Source organism: Asaia spathodeae NBRC 105894 (assembly GCF_025994195.1).
Lineage (GTDB): Bacteria > Pseudomonadota > Alphaproteobacteria > Acetobacterales > Acetobacteraceae > Asaia > Asaia siamensis.
The window spans coordinates 121,940-139,880 of record NZ_BAPY01000073.1 but is presented as its reverse complement, the minus strand read 5'-3'; the positions used below and the strand labels follow the sequence as shown (position 1 = coordinate 139,880).

17 protein-coding genes are annotated in these 17,941 nt (G+C 56.5%); 2 read left to right on the top strand and 15 right to left on the bottom strand.

Annotation, left to right across the window (positions count from 1 at the left end; translation table 11 throughout):
• Positions 1 to 332: 332 nt before the first annotated feature.
• A complete protein-coding gene (locus tag AA105894_RS15130) occupies positions 333 to 1,409 on the top strand; it encodes a PD-(D/E)XK nuclease family protein (protein ID WP_267312467.1) in 1,077 nt (358 codons plus the stop codon).
• 146 nt (positions 1,410 to 1,555) lie between these two features.
• On the opposite strand, the gene imm45 is transcribed toward AA105894_RS15130, so the two are convergent.
• From imm45 to AA105894_RS15095, 8 genes are all read right to left on the bottom strand, one after another.
• Positions 1,556 to 1,900 (bottom strand): Imm45 family immunity protein, encoded by a 345-nt coding sequence (imm45, locus tag AA105894_RS16050; RefSeq protein ID WP_373316787.1) that lies wholly within the window; start codon positions 1,898 to 1,900, stop codon positions 1,556 to 1,558.
• 451 nt (positions 1,901 to 2,351) lie between these two features.
• Entirely contained in the window at positions 2,352 to 3,770 is a 1,419-nt protein-coding gene (locus AA105894_RS15125; protein WP_267312466.1) for a DUF2252 domain-containing protein, read from the bottom strand.
• 77 nt (positions 3,771 to 3,847) lie between these two features.
• A complete protein-coding gene (locus tag AA105894_RS15120; RefSeq protein ID WP_267312465.1) occupies positions 3,848 to 4,297 on the bottom strand; it encodes a hypothetical protein in 450 nt (149 codons plus the stop codon).
• Between the two features lie 186 nt (positions 4,298 to 4,483).
• Positions 4,484 to 4,933, bottom strand: coding sequence for a hypothetical protein (locus AA105894_RS15115; protein ID WP_267312464.1), 450 nt, complete (start codon positions 4,931 to 4,933; stop codon positions 4,484 to 4,486).
• A gap of 186 nt (positions 4,934 to 5,119) precedes the next feature.
• Positions 5,120 to 5,569: a hypothetical protein gene (locus AA105894_RS15110; protein WP_267312463.1), complete on the bottom strand. Its 450-nt coding sequence runs from the start codon at positions 5,567 to 5,569 to the stop codon at positions 5,120 to 5,122.
• Between the two features lie 187 nt (positions 5,570 to 5,756).
• Positions 5,757 to 6,206, bottom strand: a complete 450-nt coding sequence (locus AA105894_RS15105) for a hypothetical protein (protein WP_267312462.1) — start codon at positions 6,204 to 6,206, stop codon at positions 5,757 to 5,759.
• Positions 6,207 to 6,610: 404 nt separating this feature from the next.
• Entirely contained in the window at positions 6,611 to 7,849 is a 1,239-nt protein-coding gene (locus AA105894_RS15100) for an SLC13 family permease (RefSeq protein WP_267312461.1), read from the bottom strand.
• A 12-nt stretch (positions 7,850 to 7,861) separates the two neighbouring features.
• Complete coding sequence (locus AA105894_RS15095; protein ID WP_267312460.1) at positions 7,862 to 9,139, bottom strand: MFS transporter; 1,278 nt, start codon at positions 9,137 to 9,139, stop codon at positions 7,862 to 7,864.
• A gap of 295 nt (positions 9,140 to 9,434) precedes the next feature.
• Here AA105894_RS15095 and AA105894_RS15090 point away from each other — a divergent pair, with 295 nt between their 5' ends.
• Positions 9,435 to 9,680, top strand: a complete 246-nt coding sequence (locus AA105894_RS15090) for a hypothetical protein (RefSeq protein WP_267312459.1) — start codon at positions 9,435 to 9,437, stop codon at positions 9,678 to 9,680.
• Positions 9,681 to 9,746: 66 nt separating this feature from the next.
• Here AA105894_RS15090 and AA105894_RS15085 read toward each other — a convergent pair whose 3' ends face one another.
• From AA105894_RS15085 to AA105894_RS15055, 7 genes are all read right to left on the bottom strand, one after another.
• Complete coding sequence (locus tag AA105894_RS15085) at positions 9,747 to 11,075, bottom strand: lipopolysaccharide biosynthesis protein (RefSeq protein WP_267312458.1); 1,329 nt, start codon at positions 11,073 to 11,075, stop codon at positions 9,747 to 9,749.
• Positions 11,076 to 11,108: 33 nt separating this feature from the next.
• Positions 11,109 to 12,350, bottom strand: coding sequence for a glycosyltransferase (locus tag AA105894_RS15080; protein WP_267312457.1), 1,242 nt, complete (start codon positions 12,348 to 12,350; stop codon positions 11,109 to 11,111).
• Positions 12,351 to 12,514: 164 nt separating this feature from the next.
• On the bottom strand, positions 12,515 to 12,850 hold the full coding sequence (locus tag AA105894_RS15075) for a hypothetical protein (RefSeq protein WP_267312456.1): 336 nt from the start codon (positions 12,848 to 12,850) through the stop codon (positions 12,515 to 12,517).
• A 79-nt stretch (positions 12,851 to 12,929) separates the two neighbouring features.
• Positions 12,930 to 14,801: a potassium transporter Kup gene (locus AA105894_RS15070; protein ID WP_267312455.1), complete on the bottom strand. Its 1,872-nt coding sequence runs from the start codon at positions 14,799 to 14,801 to the stop codon at positions 12,930 to 12,932.
• A 30-nt stretch (positions 14,802 to 14,831) separates the two neighbouring features.
• A complete protein-coding gene (locus AA105894_RS15065) occupies positions 14,832 to 15,047 on the bottom strand; it encodes a hypothetical protein (RefSeq protein WP_188426018.1) in 216 nt (71 codons plus the stop codon).
• A 74-nt stretch (positions 15,048 to 15,121) separates the two neighbouring features.
• Positions 15,122 to 16,555, bottom strand: a complete 1,434-nt coding sequence (locus AA105894_RS15060; protein ID WP_267312454.1) for an ATP-binding protein — start codon at positions 16,553 to 16,555, stop codon at positions 15,122 to 15,124.
• Positions 16,556 to 16,606: 51 nt separating this feature from the next.
• Complete coding sequence (locus tag AA105894_RS15055; protein ID WP_267312453.1) at positions 16,607 to 17,812, bottom strand: TIGR03862 family flavoprotein; 1,206 nt, start codon at positions 17,810 to 17,812, stop codon at positions 16,607 to 16,609.
• Positions 17,813 to 17,941 lie beyond the last annotated feature (129 nt).

The following is a 17,941-nucleotide window of genomic DNA, read 5'->3' as shown; positions in this document are numbered from 1 at the left end:
TTGAAGGCTTTCCAGTCCTGCTTCGTCTGCCCGGCATAGCTTTGTGAAAAGGCGGCAACAGCCTCGGCGAAGTTGCCAGCCCCCGGATAACCAACGTTCCCCCCTCGCAGATGGGGGATATCAGAGAAGAACAGAGGGGGCATCAGGACGCACCCCCCTCGCCTGACGTTCAGGCGGTAACGATCAAGCGGAGTTTGACCCTCCTTTTTCTCTCATGCGCCACGGGTTCTGGCGCTTCCGGTCGAAAAAAAGCAGATGGCATCGGTGGTTACATGATGTACTCATGGGACATGATGAATTGATTATATTTGTTTTATGGTCAGAGAGTTTTCATGGAAACATATGAAAAATTTCTTGAGAATGCCCGGGAACATTTCCCTAAGAAACCCCCTAAAAATCTTCTTACTCTCATGGGGGTCGATCATTATGAAAACCAGATCACCAACCTGTTATCTTTTTTTCTGTTCGAAGAAAATGAGCATGGTCTCGGTAATATCTTCCTGGGGGCCTTGATGTCTGCGCTGGATCTGGACGGAGATGATTACAGAACACTTTTGCGCAAACCCAAGCGTGAAGTGGTAACGGAAGATGGAAAGCGCCTGGACCTGATTCTCGAAGGGCATTCATGGTCCATGATCATAGAAAACAAAATCAGACACAACCAGGTAAATCCATTCAGTTCTTACGAAAGATATGCGGTTCAGAATCTTCAGAAAAATAATGAGATCTTACATTATGTAATCCTGTCACCTGCCGGTTGGAGCGAACACGCAGGCTGGAAGGGTATAAGCTATCCTGTTTTCATCAAAGCCGTGCGCAGAAGACTTCCTGCCGTCAACGACCAGACATATAGACAGAAATGGCTCATTTTTGCTCATGAACTACTTGAGCATCTGGAAAATATTACATGGGAACATCACATGGAAAACAGAAACCAGAAATTTGTATTCAACAACCTTGCCGATATTCGGAAAATCAAAACTCTCCAGGCTGAAGTCGTCAAACTCTTTACAGGGGAGATATCGAGCGTGATTTCCTCTGCTATGGAAGGACGCAGAAAAGACGTCACCTCAGGATATTGGCCCAACGGCCCGCGATGGGACATCAAATCCTGGAATGGAAGCCTGGAAGTAAAAATATACTTCAGAAGCCTGACGAATACCATCAAACCGCAAATTAGGGTTTATCTCGATGGGAAATCAAAAGCAGAAAACAGGACAGAAGAAAGAAGAGAGATTTTTATCAAACACTTTTCGGACTGGATGACAGAGAAAGAAGTCAAGGAGAGAGAAAACCTTTATGTTTCCTGGAAATCCGATCTTTATGAGAAAGAATTCCTCTTCAATAAATTGCAAGAATGTATAAAACTTACCAACGATTTTTATGATACCCATAATAGACCACGATGATTTTCGGCAAAGAACTATCGAACCTGCAGGAAGCATCGCGACAAATAAACATCGATAATATACCGGAGCCTCGGTTTGCTTGCCAGTTAACTCTCTGGACGAATAAAGTTCGACAATAACTGGCCTCAGGCTCTTCCGACCCGGTTCTACCCTTCAGACGTACCTTGATCAGGCTCTGCGAGATATCCTTCTGAAAATAAAACCTCGTCGATAGAACAGTCTTCATAAATCCACTTGTTCCAGTTATCTTTAATCCAAAACAAGCTTACCGCTGCGCTATCGTGCAAGCACTCTGCAGGCAATAATTGAAATATTATCCCTGCCTTATAACCCGTTGTCACAATGAGCCCGAAGTAGCTATCGCTAGCAGGCACTCTGCAAAGCATAAAATCGACTATAAACTCATAAGGATATCTTGCAGGTAATCTGAATACACAACCACTACTTACAAAATCTCTCTTCAATAAGGTTATTTTTGTAAAATTATTCACTCATTCACCTGCGCGTTATTTATATGCCACCACACCTTTTTTAATGGCTCGAACTCAAATCCAGGTTCCCCCAAGCTGCGGCCCCATTGGTGCAAGTATGGAGGTCTTATCCAAACTCTATGTGAATATAAGCGATCTATATTGGCTGACGCACGAGAAGATGGCACATCTGGAGCCATTCATTCACCAGGGGCAGCGACCAACCAGAGGTTGATGACCGGCATGTATCGCAAGGAAGCATTCTTGTGAACCATAACGGGCTGCCCGGGCGGTATGTCCTGCAGCAGGATGAGCCATCCAGAACACCCAACAATCGCTGAAAGCGCCGCAGGGATTTCACCCCGATAACGGGGAGCATAAGGACTGGCGCCATATTGCCACGCGCTACGACACAGAGCCGAGCTCTTTTCTGCCATCTGCTGCGCCGCCGCCCTCACTATGCGTCATGCACCTAGTGTTTTTTCGCCTGGGCCGCAGGCAGGTTTCCTTTCTCGATCGCCTCGTTGAAGGCTTTCCAGTCCTGCTTCGTCTGCCCGGCATAGCTTTGTGAAAAGGCGACAACAGCCTCGGCAAAGCTGTCACCTGAGCCCAGATAACCGGCAATCATGGCCACGTCGCCAGAGCGTGCATGGGCACGGGCCAATGCACGGCCACAAAGCGCCGCATAATCATCAAGCCCTTCCTGCGCCACATCGGCGCCGATAGCCGCAAGGCGACTGTCCTTGAGACGCCTCACATAGAACTGCCGGTTTGCGCCATCCAGTTCACTGGCTCGGCGGTCCGGATTGGCCGGCTCGCTATGCGTCCAGCCAAGAAAAATATCCGAGCTGGCCTGCATCAGTCTCTGCCCCATCACGACGCGCTGTCCCTGATTGTCGTAGCGCGGTCCGGCGAGATGGGACGCGAGCACCGATTCCTGTGCCTCCTTGATCTGCAGCAGCAGGGTTTCGCCGTCCGGCGTTGCAAACAGACCAATGGCGCAATAGGTGCCAACACTGCCCACCCCGACGACCTTGAACAGGATGTCGCGCAGCCTATAGCGCGACAACAGCACCGCACGCTCTAGTGGCTGGGTCAGAACATAGCGGTCAAAAGCCTCGCGGATGGTGTCATCGCGTGCCGGCAGACGCATGACGAGTGGCGGCTTGACCTTCAATCTGGGTACATTCTTGTCAAATGATACGAGTCCGAAATGGTCGCGCGCACTTTCCAGACGGGCCTCGAGACGAGCCGCGATGCCCTTGCGTGTGTGCTTGTCTGCAAAACCCTCAATGGCAGCAGCCAGATCGATCCGGTCGGACCAGATTTCCAGCGGGCTCATTGGCGCGAGGCGGGTCATTTCGTGCTGATAGGTTTTGGCCATGATCAGCGCATTCTGACGCGCCTGACTTTCTGATGACCCGCTTTCAAGACTGGAGAGAATGAAGGACGTGCCCAGGCGCTTGAGGTCCCATTCAAAAGGCGCCGGATATGTCTCGTCGAAATCGTTGATATCGAAGACTGCCCTTCCCTCTGCCGAGGCATAGCTGCCGAAATTCGCCAGATGGCAATCGCCACAACTCTGCACTACCGGCCCGGTCGCAGGCGTCGTGGCCAGATCAGCGGCCATCACGACCGCACTGCCGCGCAGAAAGGCAAAAGGCGAGGCGCGCATACGCTCGTAACGTATGGGCAGGAGGTCCTGAATGCGGCTCTCCCCCTGTTTGACCAGCAACGAGACAGGATCGGCCCGGTCTGGCGCTGCGATCCACTCAGCATGGGAACTGCGACGAGTCTGTTTGCGCAGATCCTGACCACGGTCATGACGTGCCTGCCGTGGTTCGATTACCGGACCAACCAGACCGGAAGTAGAGAACGAAAGTTCAGCCATAAGCGTGGAGCTCCAGCAGAAAGGATACGGACGTACCGTCATCCTCTATCAGATTGCGAAAACCTGAGGCTTTCGCTTCATTTTGGACCGCGACGAGCCGAACACTCGGATAGCGCCACAATTTCTCCGTCAGAGATGACCAGTTTGAGGTCTTCTATTCGTCCTGTCCGCAGGCCTCTCTCTGCTGCGCTCGCCTCAAGGGCACGCCTCCAGCCTGGGATATCGCCATCATAGGAAAGATCACGAAACATTTTCCCGGATGGCAAGGTGAGCGTCCACAAACCAAGAACACAAGTGCCGCCTTCGATATCTATCTTTTTTCCTGAACTAAATATGCTCGTATTCAGAAGGGCACGAAATTGAGTAGATATTGCAGGTTTTTTTGTGAACTCGAAATACATTACTTCTCGGTTTTTATACCTTTCTATTCCAGCGATTCCCATCTCATAGTCGAATACAATTGGCTCCCCAAAAATTTTTTCGAGACCTCTCCGATTCTGTTCAACGATATCGTTATTATCTTCCATGCCCATACTCCTTATCAAATTCATCAAGTCGATCTTATGCTCGCAAACTAAATATTCTGATCCTTTGCCTCGCCACCAGACCGTAAGCGGAGAACGAAAGTCCAGCCATAATCATGGAGCTCCAGCAGAAAGGATACGGAGATACCGTCATCCTCTATCAGAGTGCAAAAACCTGAGGCCTTCGCTTCATTTTGAACCGAAACGAGCCGAACACTCGGACAGTGCCACAATTTCTCCGTCAGAGATGACCAGTTTGAGGTCTTCTATTCGTCCGATCCGAAGACCTCTCTCTGCTGCACTCGCCTCCAGGGCACGCCTCCAGCCTGGGATGTCGCCATCATAGGAAAGATCACGAAACATTTTGCCGGATGGCAAGGTGAGCGTGCACAAACCAAGAAGACAGGTACCGCCTTCGATATCTATCTTTTTTCCTGAACTGAATATGCTCGTATTAAGAAGAGCACGAAATTGAGTAGACATTGCCGGTTTTTTTGTGCACTCAAAATACATTACTTCTAGCTTTTCATACCTTTCTATTCCAGGGATTCCAATCTCAGATTGAAATACAATCGGACCACCATATCTTTCTTCGAGACTTCTCCGATTTGCCTCAACAATATCGTCGATATTTTCCATGCCCATTCTCCCGACCAGCTTTATCAAGTCGATCTTATACTCGCAAACTCAATATTCTGATCCTTTGCCTTGCCACCAGGCCGGAAGCGGAGAACGAAAGTTCAGCCATAATCATGGAGCTCCACCAGAAAGGATACGGAGATACCGTCATTCTCTATCAGAGTGCGATAACCTGAGGCTTTCGCTTCATTTTGAACCGAAGCGAGCCGAACACTCGGACAGTGCCACAATTTCTCCGTCAGAGATGACCAGTTTGAGGTCTTCTATTCGTCCGATCCGCAGGCCTCTCTCTGCTGCACTCGCCTCCAGGGCACGCCTCCAGCCTGGGATATCGCCACTATAGGAAAGATCATGAAACATTTTGCCGGATGGCAAGGTGAGCGTCCACAAACCAAGAAGACAGGTACCGCCTTCGATATCTATCTTTTTTCCCGAACTGAATATGCTCGCATTCAAGAGGGCGCGATATTGAGTAGATATTGCCGCTTTTTTCTTACACTCAAAATACATCACTTCTTCTGTATGGTGTGGTTTTATTCCAGCAATTCCTTCCTCACCTTCAAATACAATCGGACCACCATATCTTTCTTCGAGGCTTCTCCGATTTGCCTCAACAATATCGTTATTATCTTCCATACCCATTCTCCCCACCAGCTTTATCAAGTCGATCTTATACTCTCGAACTCAATGGTGCTGATCCTTTGCCTTGCCACCAGGCCGGAAGCGGAGAACGAAAGTTCAGCCATAATCATGGAGCTCCACCAGAAAGGATACGGAGATACCGTCATCCTCTATCAGATTGCGAAAACCTGAGGCTTTCGCTTCATTTTGAACCGCGACGAGCCGAACACTCGGACAGTGCCACAATTTCTCCGTCAGAGATGACCAGTTTGAGGTCTTCTATTCGTCCTGTCCGAAGGCCTCTCTCAGCTGCGCCTGCCTCCAGGGCACGCCTCCAGCCTGGGAAATCGCCACTATAGGAAAGATCACGAAACATTTTCCCGGACGGCAAGGTGAGCGTCCATAAACCAAGAATACATGTGCCGTTTTCGATGTATATCTTTTTTCCTGAGTTAGATACACCCGTAGCTATAAGGGCTTTAAATTGAGTAGATATTGCAGGTTTTTTTGTTAGCTCGAAATACATCACTTCTTTTTTATGGTGTGGTTTTATTCCAGCAATTCCTTTCTCATGTTCGAATACAACAGGACCTCCAAGAATTTTTTCAAGATTCTTCCGATTCTGTTCAACAATATCGTTATTATCTTCCATGCCCATACTCCTTATCAAATTCATCAAGTCGAACTTGTGCTCTTAAGCTTGATATTCCTGATTTCTGGCCATGCCACCTGACAACTATCAGCCGATTGAGATCTGATTGTACTACCTGGCCCACAATACACCTTTCCGTACGCCATCTCTCGCGTCTGGAAGATCCTGCAGCAAATCGATCTGATCACAATTTCATCAAAACCTCCGATCAAGAAGGCTTTTACTTCCGTCAGATGGTCTGCATGACAGGATCAACCTGACCCATGTGGCAGGAAACAGTGATTTCAGACCCTGGCTAGACGGCAACGCTCGCCAGCGACGCTGCCTGCGCCAAGCTGCACGACATTTTCTGGCGTGCACACGCTATTCGCGCCTTTTACCGTAATGGCGAGGCAACGGCCTCTCTACAGCATCAGGACCAGCAAAGACGCAGCAAGAGCTGGCAGGGTCAGTATGACGCCATAGCGCATGAAGCGCGCATAACTGACGTTCAGCCCGTGCTTACGCAGGATAATGAGCCACAACACGGTCGCCAGAGAGCCACTCAGCGTCAGATTGGGCCCCAGATCGACCCCGATCAGCAGCGCATCCTGCAAGGCAGGGCTATGGGACGCCAGCAAAGGCGCAAGCTGCGCGGCAAGCAGACCGGAAGGCAGATTATTGATGACATTGCTCAACAGCCCGAAGCCAAACCCCGTGACCAGAATTGCCGTCGCCCCGTTCCCGTATGACACTATGAGCGAAGCCAGTTTCTGAATGACGCCGCTTTGTTCGACAGCCGAAACAAGCACGAACAGGCTCGCCACGAGCGGAAAAACCGACCACGAAATCTCGTGAAGCGCCGGGAGTGGTGACTGACGGCGCAGCATCGTTGCCACCACACCGAGCCCTGCCCCGCTCAGTGCTGTCGCCCAGCCGAGCGGACCATGCAGAAAGGAGACAAGGGTCAGAAGCACGATCACCCCGAAAAGCGCCAATGCAACGAACCTTGCTATCGGGTCGAGGCCCGGCAGATCGCAGGCGCCAGTAAACCGGCTGGCGATCTCGCGTCGCACCAATGCAAAAAGCAGAATGAAGCTCATACCGACCGCGAGGCAGGCAGGCACCAGGAACCGCTCGAGCCAAGGCAGCAGACCGGGCGGTTCGCCCCCGTAAAGCACCAGATTGGCCGGATTACTGATGGGCAGCAGAAAGCTCGCTGCATTGGCGACAAACGCACAGGCCAGCAAGGAAGGGAATGCGTCGATCCGCGCCTTCTGCGCTACGGCAATGACGGGTGGCGTCAGAAGAATGATCGTGGCGTCATTCGACAGAAATGCCGTGGTGACGATTGCGACGGCAAAGACAAGCAGAAAGAGCCGCTGCCCCGATCCTTTGGCATGGAGCAGCGCCGACGCCGCGAGCCAGTCGAACAGTTTTTCCTGACGGGCGACCTCGCTGAGAACCATCATGCCAAAGAGGAAGAGATAGACTTCCTTGCCTGAGGCGATGGCCTTGCCCGCATCATGCCAGCTGCACAGGCCAAGAAGCGGCACCATCAGCGCCGCGAGAGACGTCCACAGCGCCTCTGGCAATTGCCAGGGTCTGAAAAGCAGCCCGGCAATCGCAAAAGCGCAAAGCCCCCAGAGACTGTATTCGATCATGCGACGACGCCCTCAAGCCGCCTGCGGCAGCTTTGACGGGGCCTCATCGGACTCCCGCGTTTCAGGCATGAGGCAAAGGAAAAAGACGAAAGCCAGTATGGCAATGGCCGTCAGGGACAGGAACCCCACACGATAGCCCTCATACTGCACGATATAGCCCCCGATGAGATTGCTGAGCCCGCCCCCGATCCCGACAGCCAGCGCCACCATCCCCTGCAGGAAATTGAAGCGTCCGGTGCCATCAGTCAGGTCAGAAGCAATGATGATGGCAATCACCCCGAAAATCCCGGCAGCGATACCATCCAGTATCTGGATGGCCACAATGGCATAAGGCGCATCGAACCAGGAAAACAGCAGGCCGCGTATCGGCAGGATGGCAAAAGCGAGCAGAAAGATCGGTTTACGCCCGATCCCGTGCGCCATGGCGCGTCCCACTCCCCATGCCACGAGCATCATCACGAACTGCGCAACGATCACGCAGGCACTCAGCGTCACCGCCTCCGCCCCCGGATGGCTTTTCGCCATGACCTGCGCCGCGAAGGGCAGCATGGCTGCGTTACCGAGATGGAAAAGGACGATCGCGCACAGGAACACCCAGACCGGGCGCTGCGAGAGCAGGCGACCGATCGCTATTGGCGGCTCATTATTATCGTCTTCGCTTCCGCGAGCGATTTTCTGGTCAATTTCTTTCGGGCGGATCAGCAGCAACCCGCAGGCACTGGCAATGGCCGACCCGCAGACGAGATAGAAGATCCAGTTCAGGCCGAGATACTGGCCACACACCCCGGCCAGAATGGCCGAGACGAACGACCCGCAATGGTTGATCCCCTGGTTGCGGCTGATACGCCCGGGCAGGCGCCTGCGACCGACCAGACCCAAAGAGATTGCCGCCAGCGCAGGAGGAATGACCGCCGCCGCCGCCCCCATCAGTATCTGCGCGGCCAGCACAGGGGCCATGCCCGACATCGAGATGATAAGAAGGCAGGCAAGCGCCGTGACGAGCGCCGACACGGCAACAAGCGCCCGTTTGTGAATGCTTGAATCGACAAGCAGCCCCGCCGGTATCTGACACACGGCAGCGGCAAACCCGGCCATGGCCATGGCGATACCGATCGGCCCGGCCTGCCAGTGACGCGCACTGGAGAGATAAACCGTCAGGTAGGGCCCTACCCCGCCCTGAACATCGGCGAGGAAGAAATTGGTGAGATCGAGCCCTGTAATGCTGCTGGCTGAGGGGGTTTTACCCGCCCCTTCCGGATTCTTCCTGTTTTCTTCCTGCACGAGGGTCACGCAATCACTTCCTGCATTACTTTTCGCCTGATCATCAGAGGGCCTTTCGCTGTTCGGATAACCGAGAAACTTCTAAATCAATACATAGAAGAGGCTTCTTTTTTCAGAAGAGCCAATAAGACGGGATCGTGAGGGAAAATGGTCGGACGCGTTCAACAGGGACGTTGAAGAGCGACGCGAGAACGTGCTTTCCTGCCATGGCGTTCCTTCAGGCTGCGGAACGTTTTTGTGTTTCATCCAAATCAGCGTCGTCTGCCCTCAGGGCGACGGGCTTACAGGCAGAGGCAGTTTCAAAATGACCCAGTTCCTGCGTGCATCGGCCTGGCTTGTCTGCGCCGTGTTTGCCCTGATCGGGCTCGCCAAACCCTATTTTCCGGCTCATGTCGGGTTCTTTGTCTATCCCGACCATCACTGGGCCTTTGGCCTCATCAGGGACACGCAGGGCAGTAGCGAGATACTTGGGGTTTTCGTCACACCGATTACCCTGAGCGTAGCCGCTTTTCTGTTGCTGACACTCGACAGAGACCGCGCCTGCTCCTGAAGCAGGCCGGAAGACCCGCGCTTGCCGCAGGAAATTCCTGCTGACGGCAGCCCGCTTCCCGAGCGCTCAGGCCTCGCCGTATCTTGCGGCATGGCGTGGCGAGATCCAGCGGGCCGCCAGCACGAGACAGATGACAAAAATCATGATCGAGCAGGCAACGCTGGCCAGCGCCGCGCCGGTTACCCCGCAGAGCGCCATCAACCCGGCCAGGATCGCAAAATAGAGAGCGATCACTGCCAGACGGTATTTGAGAATGATGGCCAGACGCCCCATCACGGTCAGTAGTGTTTCGAGCGGAATGATGCAGACTTCCAGAAGGGCACTGAACACCATCAGCAGGATGATCGGCATTTCATTGGCAAAGCTGTCATGCAGCATGAGATGGACGATCGCCTTGCCGCCAAACAGCGCCACGACAACCGCCAGCGCGGAAAACCCGAAAATGACCAGGGCCAGTCGACGCGCGACATGACGCAGCTCGCTCCAGTTCTGGTTGTCCCTGAAGCGTACGAATTCGGGATAGAGGCTCGGAATCATCATCTGGGCGGGCTTGGCGAGGCCGTCGCATATCTGCTTCGTCACGCGATAGATCGCGACATCGCGCGCGCCAAGCATGGCACCGATTATCAGCGTGCCGCCCTGTCTGAACAGCGCATCGAGGATCTGGTTGACACTGACCCGCAGCGTGAAGCCCCAGATACCGAGCGTCTCGGATGGCGTCAGAAATGACGAAACAAGCCTGATATCGCCACCCATATGCCGTCGCAGCAATACGAGGCCACCAAGGCTGGTCAGGGCGAAGAGGGCAAACTGGTGCAGGAACCAGATGAACAGGAAAAATTCGAGCGGCGCATGGCAGAGATAGCCAATCAGATAGCCAAGCGTACGCACGCAGGTCGAACCGAAATCGAACAGGGCTGCCAGACCGAAACGATTGCACAGCCTGATTACGCCGGTAGACCAGCCCGTATTCATGAAAGCGACCGTCAGCATCATCCAGCTCGCATCGCGCTTGACCGGGTCTGACCAGCCCAGAAAATGCGTGCCGGTCAGGGCAATCACGATCACCCCCCCGACGAGGCCGATTGCTGCGCTGATCATGTCCGAACGGATGCAATAGCCAAGGACAGGCATGAAACGACGCCGGTCACGCGCCTCAAACGCGGCGGTACCGTAATGAAGCAGCGTCTGCCATGACTGCAGATGCGTCATGTCGGAAACCAGCGTCACAAAGGTGGTGATCAGCAGGAGCACACCGAACGTCTTGAGCCCGAGGGCGTGAACAGCCCATGCCACATAGGCAAAACTGCACAGTGCGTTGATGATCCGGCTGGAAATCAGAAATCCGGTATTGCTGAAAATGCGGTGCAGCGCCGAGCGTGGTTCAGAAGCCATGGGGCGGCAAGAGATCGCGATAGAAAGGTTTTGTCAAAGGGCATGCCCAGTGAGCCCTGCATGGGCCATCGAGACTATGGGGCTCTGGGCTGGCATATCGAGACACTCACTCGCGAGACGCTCCATCAGGCGCGGCTCCCCTGACCGGGAACGCATGAGGGCGAGAAAATCCTCGCCCCCTCGCGAGACATGAAAAGGCGCAACGAGGGAAGCGAGGGCATCGCAATCCGGCGAAGGGTGTGAAAGCAGCGCGCTCATGGCCCCGGCAAGTGCCGCGACATCGCGTGTCGGTACGCTGCGCCCGGCAATGGCGTCGGAAGTCAGAGTGTCGACAGCGGGTGAGCAACGCGTCGAGACGATCTGGCGCCCCGCAGCCAGGGCTTCGAGCAGAACAGCGCCGAAGCTTTCGCAATGAGAGGACAGGACGAACAGGCGCGCCTGCTCCAGATACGGGCGGATGCTGGGCACATAGCCTGTCAGCGTCACACGCCCGGCAAGGCCGAGCCCATCAATCAGGCTTTCGAGCGCGCCGCGTTCCGGCCCCTCGCCACAGATCACCAGCCTTGCCTCGGCATTCTGGGCGGCGACCACATGAAAGGCTTTGATCAGCAGATCGAACCCCTTGATCGGCACGAGGCGCCCCGCTGCAAGAATGGTCGCCGACCCTTCGGGCACAGGGCACGGACGCCCCTCATCCCATAATGCCGGCAGGGGCACGACATCGACATGGGCGCACCCCACGATCTCACGCGTCTCACGCGCCAGAGGTTCGCTGAGTGTGGTGATGACATCGGCCTTGCCGAGTAATCGACGCATACGCCAGTCATAACCGATCTGGACCAGACGCGAGCGATTGCTGCGACAGACCGGCGAACTCACCTGCGCCACGATATGAGGAGCCTGTCCGGCAGGCAGGGATTTGAGCATCGGAATGACGGGCCAGTGGCTGTTGCCCGGCACGTAGCAGGACTCGATCCTGCGTCGGCGCAGCACCGCGCGTGCGTGAATGGCGAGAGACCAGGCGAGACGTGTGTCGCCCAGAGCAGGGCTGAGGCCCAGATCAACAATCTCGACCGAAGGGGCGAGCAGCGCCCTGAGCGGGCCATCGTCGCGACCCACCACAAGGGTGACGGCAATCTGGCGCGACGCCCAGTAATTGGCGAGGCCAATAGCCACACGTTCGCTGCCGCCAAGACGGAAATCACGCAGGACGATGGCGATAGAGCCCGGCACCGAAGCCGACGGGCCGCATTTGATAGGGGTAATGACGGACATGAGAATCAGTCGTTCTGGCCTGCGAGGGAAGACCCGCCCTGATTGTCATAGTTTGACACAAGATACAATGCGTTACTTTTCCGGATGCGGCAAATCCGGCCGGACTACCCTCGCAGGCATAATACCATGCGAGAGCAGAACGCAGTAAGGACCTCAGATCGCAATCAATCCTTTGTTGCAGGCGCGTCCGAAGGGGCCGATTTACCAGGCTGGGTCGAATGTTCGACATCATAGGCCGTAGCTTTTTCTTCATAGCTGCCCTTGGCGCCCGGATGCTCCTTGTCATAGAGCGCGGCCTTTTCACGGGCTTCCTTGCGGTATTCGTGACGCTTGTACATGCCCGTGGCACACCCACCGACAGCGCCGAGCACGCCATGATTGACCAGATGACCGCCGACAGCACCGGCAGCCCCGTATTTCAGGCATCCGCCCGGTTCGGCATGGGCGAGAGGGGCGGCAACGACGAAGGCCAGCAGGGTGAGGCCGAGAAGTGGACGCATGGACTTTTTCCTTGAATTATCAGGGCGTCCTCAAGTTCGAAGACGCTCTGCTGGTAAAAGAGTGAAAAACCGCTCGGGTTCAGATTTCGACCTGATGCCCGATTTCAACCAGACGCTCACGCGGCAGGGTGAAACGGTCGGAAGCACGCACCGCATTGCGATAGAGAAACCCGAACAGAATGCGACGCGGCGAGACCATCTTCGGTGTCTTGAGATCGGGCACCACGTCGTCATCGCCAGCAAAGAACACCAGCTTGTCGAGATCCAGCGTGCAGCCCTGCTCTTTTGCCTGGCCGAGCACGTAATAGAGATTGGGTATCTCGACGAAACCAAAGGTGACGTTGATCTGCCAGATCCCGTTGCCAAGATCCTTGGTTGTCATGCGCTCATCGGCAGGGATGCGGGGCACAGTGTCGAATTTGACGTTGAGCACCACAACCTGCTCCGGCAGGCAGTGAAAATCGGCCACATGGCGCATGACGATGGGCGGCAGGGCGCTCTCATAGCGCGAGAGAAACACAGCAGCCCCCGGCGTTCTGATCATCTCGCCATTACGCAGTTTCTGCAGAACCTTGTCCGAACGCTCACCAAGGGGCGCCAGACCGGCTCGAAGCAGAATGATGCCACGGCGCCAGGTTGTCATGATGATGTAGATGAACAGGCCTATCAGAAGCGGCACATAGCCGCCCTTGTCGATCTTGAGCAGATTGGCAACAAAGAACGCGATATCGATGATCGCAAAGAACAGGGCAATCGGCAGCGCCTTCCACAGCGGCCATTCCCAGCGTTCGCGCATCACATCAAAGACAAGCAGTGTCGTCATGAGCATGGTTGTGGAAACTGCCGTGCCGTAGGCCCCTGAGAGCGCATCGGAGCTCTTGAAGCTCAGCGCGATCAGCAGCGTCACGACCATGAGCATCCAGTTGACGACCGAAACATAGATCTGGCCGTATTCGCTGTCCGACGTCTGACGGATATTGAGGCTTGGAAACCATCCGAGCTGCATCGCCTGACGCGTGAGCGTGAAAGCGCCCGTGATGATGGCCTGACTGGCAATGATGGTCGCAAACGTCGCCAGCACCACCATCGGCAGCACCAGTGCATGGGGCATGGACGCGAAGAACGGGTTGTCCTTGATCTGCGGGTGGCTGACCAGAAACGCCGTCTGCCCGGCATAGCTCAGCACCAGCATGGGTAATACGACAACAGCCAGGGCCAGCCGCACGCTGGGGCGCCCGACATGGCTCATATCGGCATAAAGCGCTTCGGCACCCGTCACGGAAAGAAAGACAGCACCCAGAATAACCAGACTGTTGGCGCCATGCTCATAAAGAAAGTGCAGCCCATAGAACGGATTGAGCCCGATCAGCACTGACGGATCATGGAGCAGCGAGCTGAGCCCGATCCCGCCCAGGGCGAGAAACCAGAGCAGCATGATCGGCCCGAAGACAGCGCTGATGCGCGCCGTCCCCAGGGGCTGGATAGCGAAGATGCCGAACAGGATGACGGCAGCAATCGGCAGGATGTAGGGCTGGAGTGATTTGGTCACGACCCCGATGCCCTCAATGGCACTCAGAACCGAGATGGCAGGCGTGATCGCCCCGTCACCGTAGAGCAGGGCAGCACCGAACAGCCCCGCTGCGGCAAGAAGCGTGCCGCGTGTATACCAGTGCTTGCCGAAGGAGCCGCCAACAAGAGAAAAAAGGGCGAGAATACCGCCCTCTCCCTTGTTGTCGGCGCGCATCACAACGGTCGCGTATTTGACGGCCACGACCAGGATCATGGTCCAGACCAGCAGGGAGAAACCGCCAAGAAGCGTCTCGCGGTCTGTCGACCCTGTGTCGTTCAGGACGGTCTGGAGGGTGTAGAGTGGGCTGGTTCCGATATCACCAAAAACGATGCCAAGTGCTGCCAGCGCGCCCGGCAGCACCTTCCTGTTTTCTTCGGCCATACGGCTCCCCGTTTTATGCCGCCTCGGCCCTCATTCGTGATGGGAGGCGTCGGCGTCCAGAAGTTTGACGTCGATGATCATCGCGCCTGAAAAATACATGGGCTTGACGAGATGCTTGATGATGTAGTGCCCATCGCCCCCTTCGATCCGCACCGGCACGGTGATGTCGTAGCCGGAGAGACGGGCGTCGTAGGTGGCCTCCTCGCCATTAAGCGAAACGAGGGCGATCAGTTCATCATTTGTCATAATTTTCTCCACAATCCCGCGTCGGGCTGGCAGCAACTCATGAGCAAACGACGCGCCAGCCAGCGCGGTTGCACTTATCCGCAGGTCTGCCAGCCGCAACCGATGAAGGCAATGCGCCGACCCGAGGGCATATCCTGCACGACAATGATCTGGCGCTCTTCCAGATAGGCGAGCTGTCTGCGCGCGCGACCGAGCGAATGCGTGCCATAGGCTTCGGCAATCGCGTCATCTCCGGGACAGGGAGCACCATCAAGCGCGGCACGGGCCAGAAGCAGCACCACACCCTGCACGTCTTCCGGCACTGTGCGGGCAATTTCGAGCGCCTGCTCCCAGCTTTCCTCCTGCGCCTGCTCGAAGCTGGAGCCCGAGCGCACACTGGCCAGAAGCAGGCGGAAAGCCCCGAGATCGAGCACGTTCCGGTCGAGGCGCTCGATACGCGCTCGCAGCTGGAAATCCTGATAGAGCGTCGCCAGCGGACGATAGGCAGAGTCGTTTTCTACCACCACGGCTTCGGTCAGGCGCCAAAGCAGGTCGGGGGCAGCCTCGACAACAGGCGCAGCCTCCTCGACAGGCGCTGCGGCGGCGTAGGAATCGAGTTGGGCCAGCAGATCGGGCGCCGGCGCACGGCGCTCTCTGGGGCGTGGCACGTTTTCGACCACGGGTTCGAGAATGAGGCTGTAATTATCCTCGGCAGGGCGCGCCTCGAATGGCGTCAGGACCGGCCCCGTCGCATGGCTTGCCGTCTCTACCGCACCAATGGACACCATGAGCGGCCTGCGGCTCAGCGCCGGGCCGAGCGCCATGAACTGCCCACGCGCAAGATCGCGGAAGCCTTCTGCCGTACGCCGCTCCATGCCCAGCAGATCGGCAGCGCGCAGCATGTCGATATCGAGAAAGGTGCGGCCCATCAGGAAATTGGAGGCCTCTGCCGCAACGTTCTTGGCCAGCTTGGCCAGACGCTGGGTCGCAATTACCCCGGCAAGACCGCGCTTTCTGCCGCGACACATCAGATTGGTCATGGCGCCGAGCGACAGGCGACGCGCCTCGTCAGAGGTGTCACCACTGGCGACAGGGGCAAAAAGCTGCGCCTCGTCCACCACGACCAACACGGGATACCAATGGGCGCGCGGCGCCTCGAACATGCCGTTTAGGAAAGACCCGGCAGCACGCAGCTGCATTTCAGCCTCGACCGATTCCAGATTGAGCACCACGGAAGCGCGATGGGCACGGGCGCGCTCGCCTGCTGCGCGCAGCGTGGCTTCTGTCTGCTCTGACGCATCAATGACAAGATGGCCGTATTTATCGGCCAGGGTCACGAAATCGCCTTCCGGGTCGACAATGACCTGCTGGACGAGTGTTGCCGTCTGCTCCAGCAGGCGGCGCAGCAGATGCGATTTTCCCGAGCCCGAATTACCCTGCACCAGCAGGCGGGTTGCGAGAAGTTCTGTCAGGTCCAGCTGGACATCCGCGCCGTCACGGCCACGGCCCATCGTGATCGATACGCTCATGCGGCTGTCCCTAGCGCAACTCGCCTCCGGAGTCAGCCATCGCAGGGGAGATTACGGGTTTTGTCGCAGGTGGTTTTTCACCCCCTGCGCTGCATGACGCCCGGTGGCAAAGCAGGCCTGCAACAGATAGCCGCCTGTCGGCGCTTCCCAGTCCAGCATCTCTCCCGCCACAAACACGCCCGGGCGCTGTCTCACCATCAGCCCGTCATCGAGCGCCTCCCGCCTTATGCCGCCTGCTGTCGAAATGGCGCGGGCGAGGGAATCCGGTGAGATGAGGTCGAGCGGGCAGGATTTGATGCACTGGGCAAGCCTGTCGGCGCTCGCATGGGCGGGTGTGGCCTCACGCAGCAACCAGCGCGCAGCAGGAGACAGGCCCAGACGGCGCAGCTTGCCTGACTGGCTCTCACGCGCCCGAAACCCTTCAAGGCGAGCCTGCAGGACCTGCTGCGTCATACCGGGTCGCAGATCGAGCATGATCTGCAATCGCCCTTCATGCTGCAAGGCATCGCGCCAGAGTGAGGAGAGCCGATAGACGGGCGCCCCCTCAATGCCCTGGCGGGTGATCGTCACATCACCTCTGGTAGTCTGCCCTGCCCCGCTGATGGTTATGGAATGCAGCACCTCACCATGAAACTGCTCGTGAAATGCTGGAGGCAGGCCTGTGATGAAACCGCAATTGGCAGGTTGCAGCGGCGTCAGGCTTTCCGGCGGCAGAAACCGGGTCCAGCCGCCATCGCTGCCGAGGCGCGGCCATGACGCGCCGCCCAGAGCGAGAACGGTCGCTGCGGCCGTCACTGCCTTTTTGCCCTGCGGGGTCTCGAACGACAGGCTTCCGGCTTCATCCCACCCTGCCCAGCGATGACGCAATTCGAACCGCGTATTGCGTTCGGCCAGTCGCGCCAGCCATGCCCGCAGCAACGGCGAGGCCTTCATCGCCTCAGGGAAAACGCGCCCACTGCTGCCGGTAAAGCAGGGCTGGCCGAGAGCCTCTGCCCATTGTCTCAATGCCTGCGGAGGATAGGCCCTGATCATCGGCTCCAGCCAGGAAGCGGCGGTGCCATAGCGGGTAAGGAATTTATCGAGATCTTCCGCATGGGTCAGGTTGAGCCCGCTGCGCCCGGCCATGAGAAACTTGCGCGCAGGGCTTGGCATCTGATCATAGACGACCACATCGAACCCGTCGGAAGAGAGGCTTTCGGCAGCGGCAAGACCGGCAGGCCCGGCGCCGATCACGGCGATGGTTTGTGGTATCAGCATGAGGCGGGTTTAAGCCTCTTCACCAAATAGTGCCATAGAACGCCGCTTTTACCTCTTGAGCCTTTTGCGGGAACCGCCACATCATCCCGCGCGCTGCACTCCAGATCCGCGCCCAGACAGGGCCAGTTT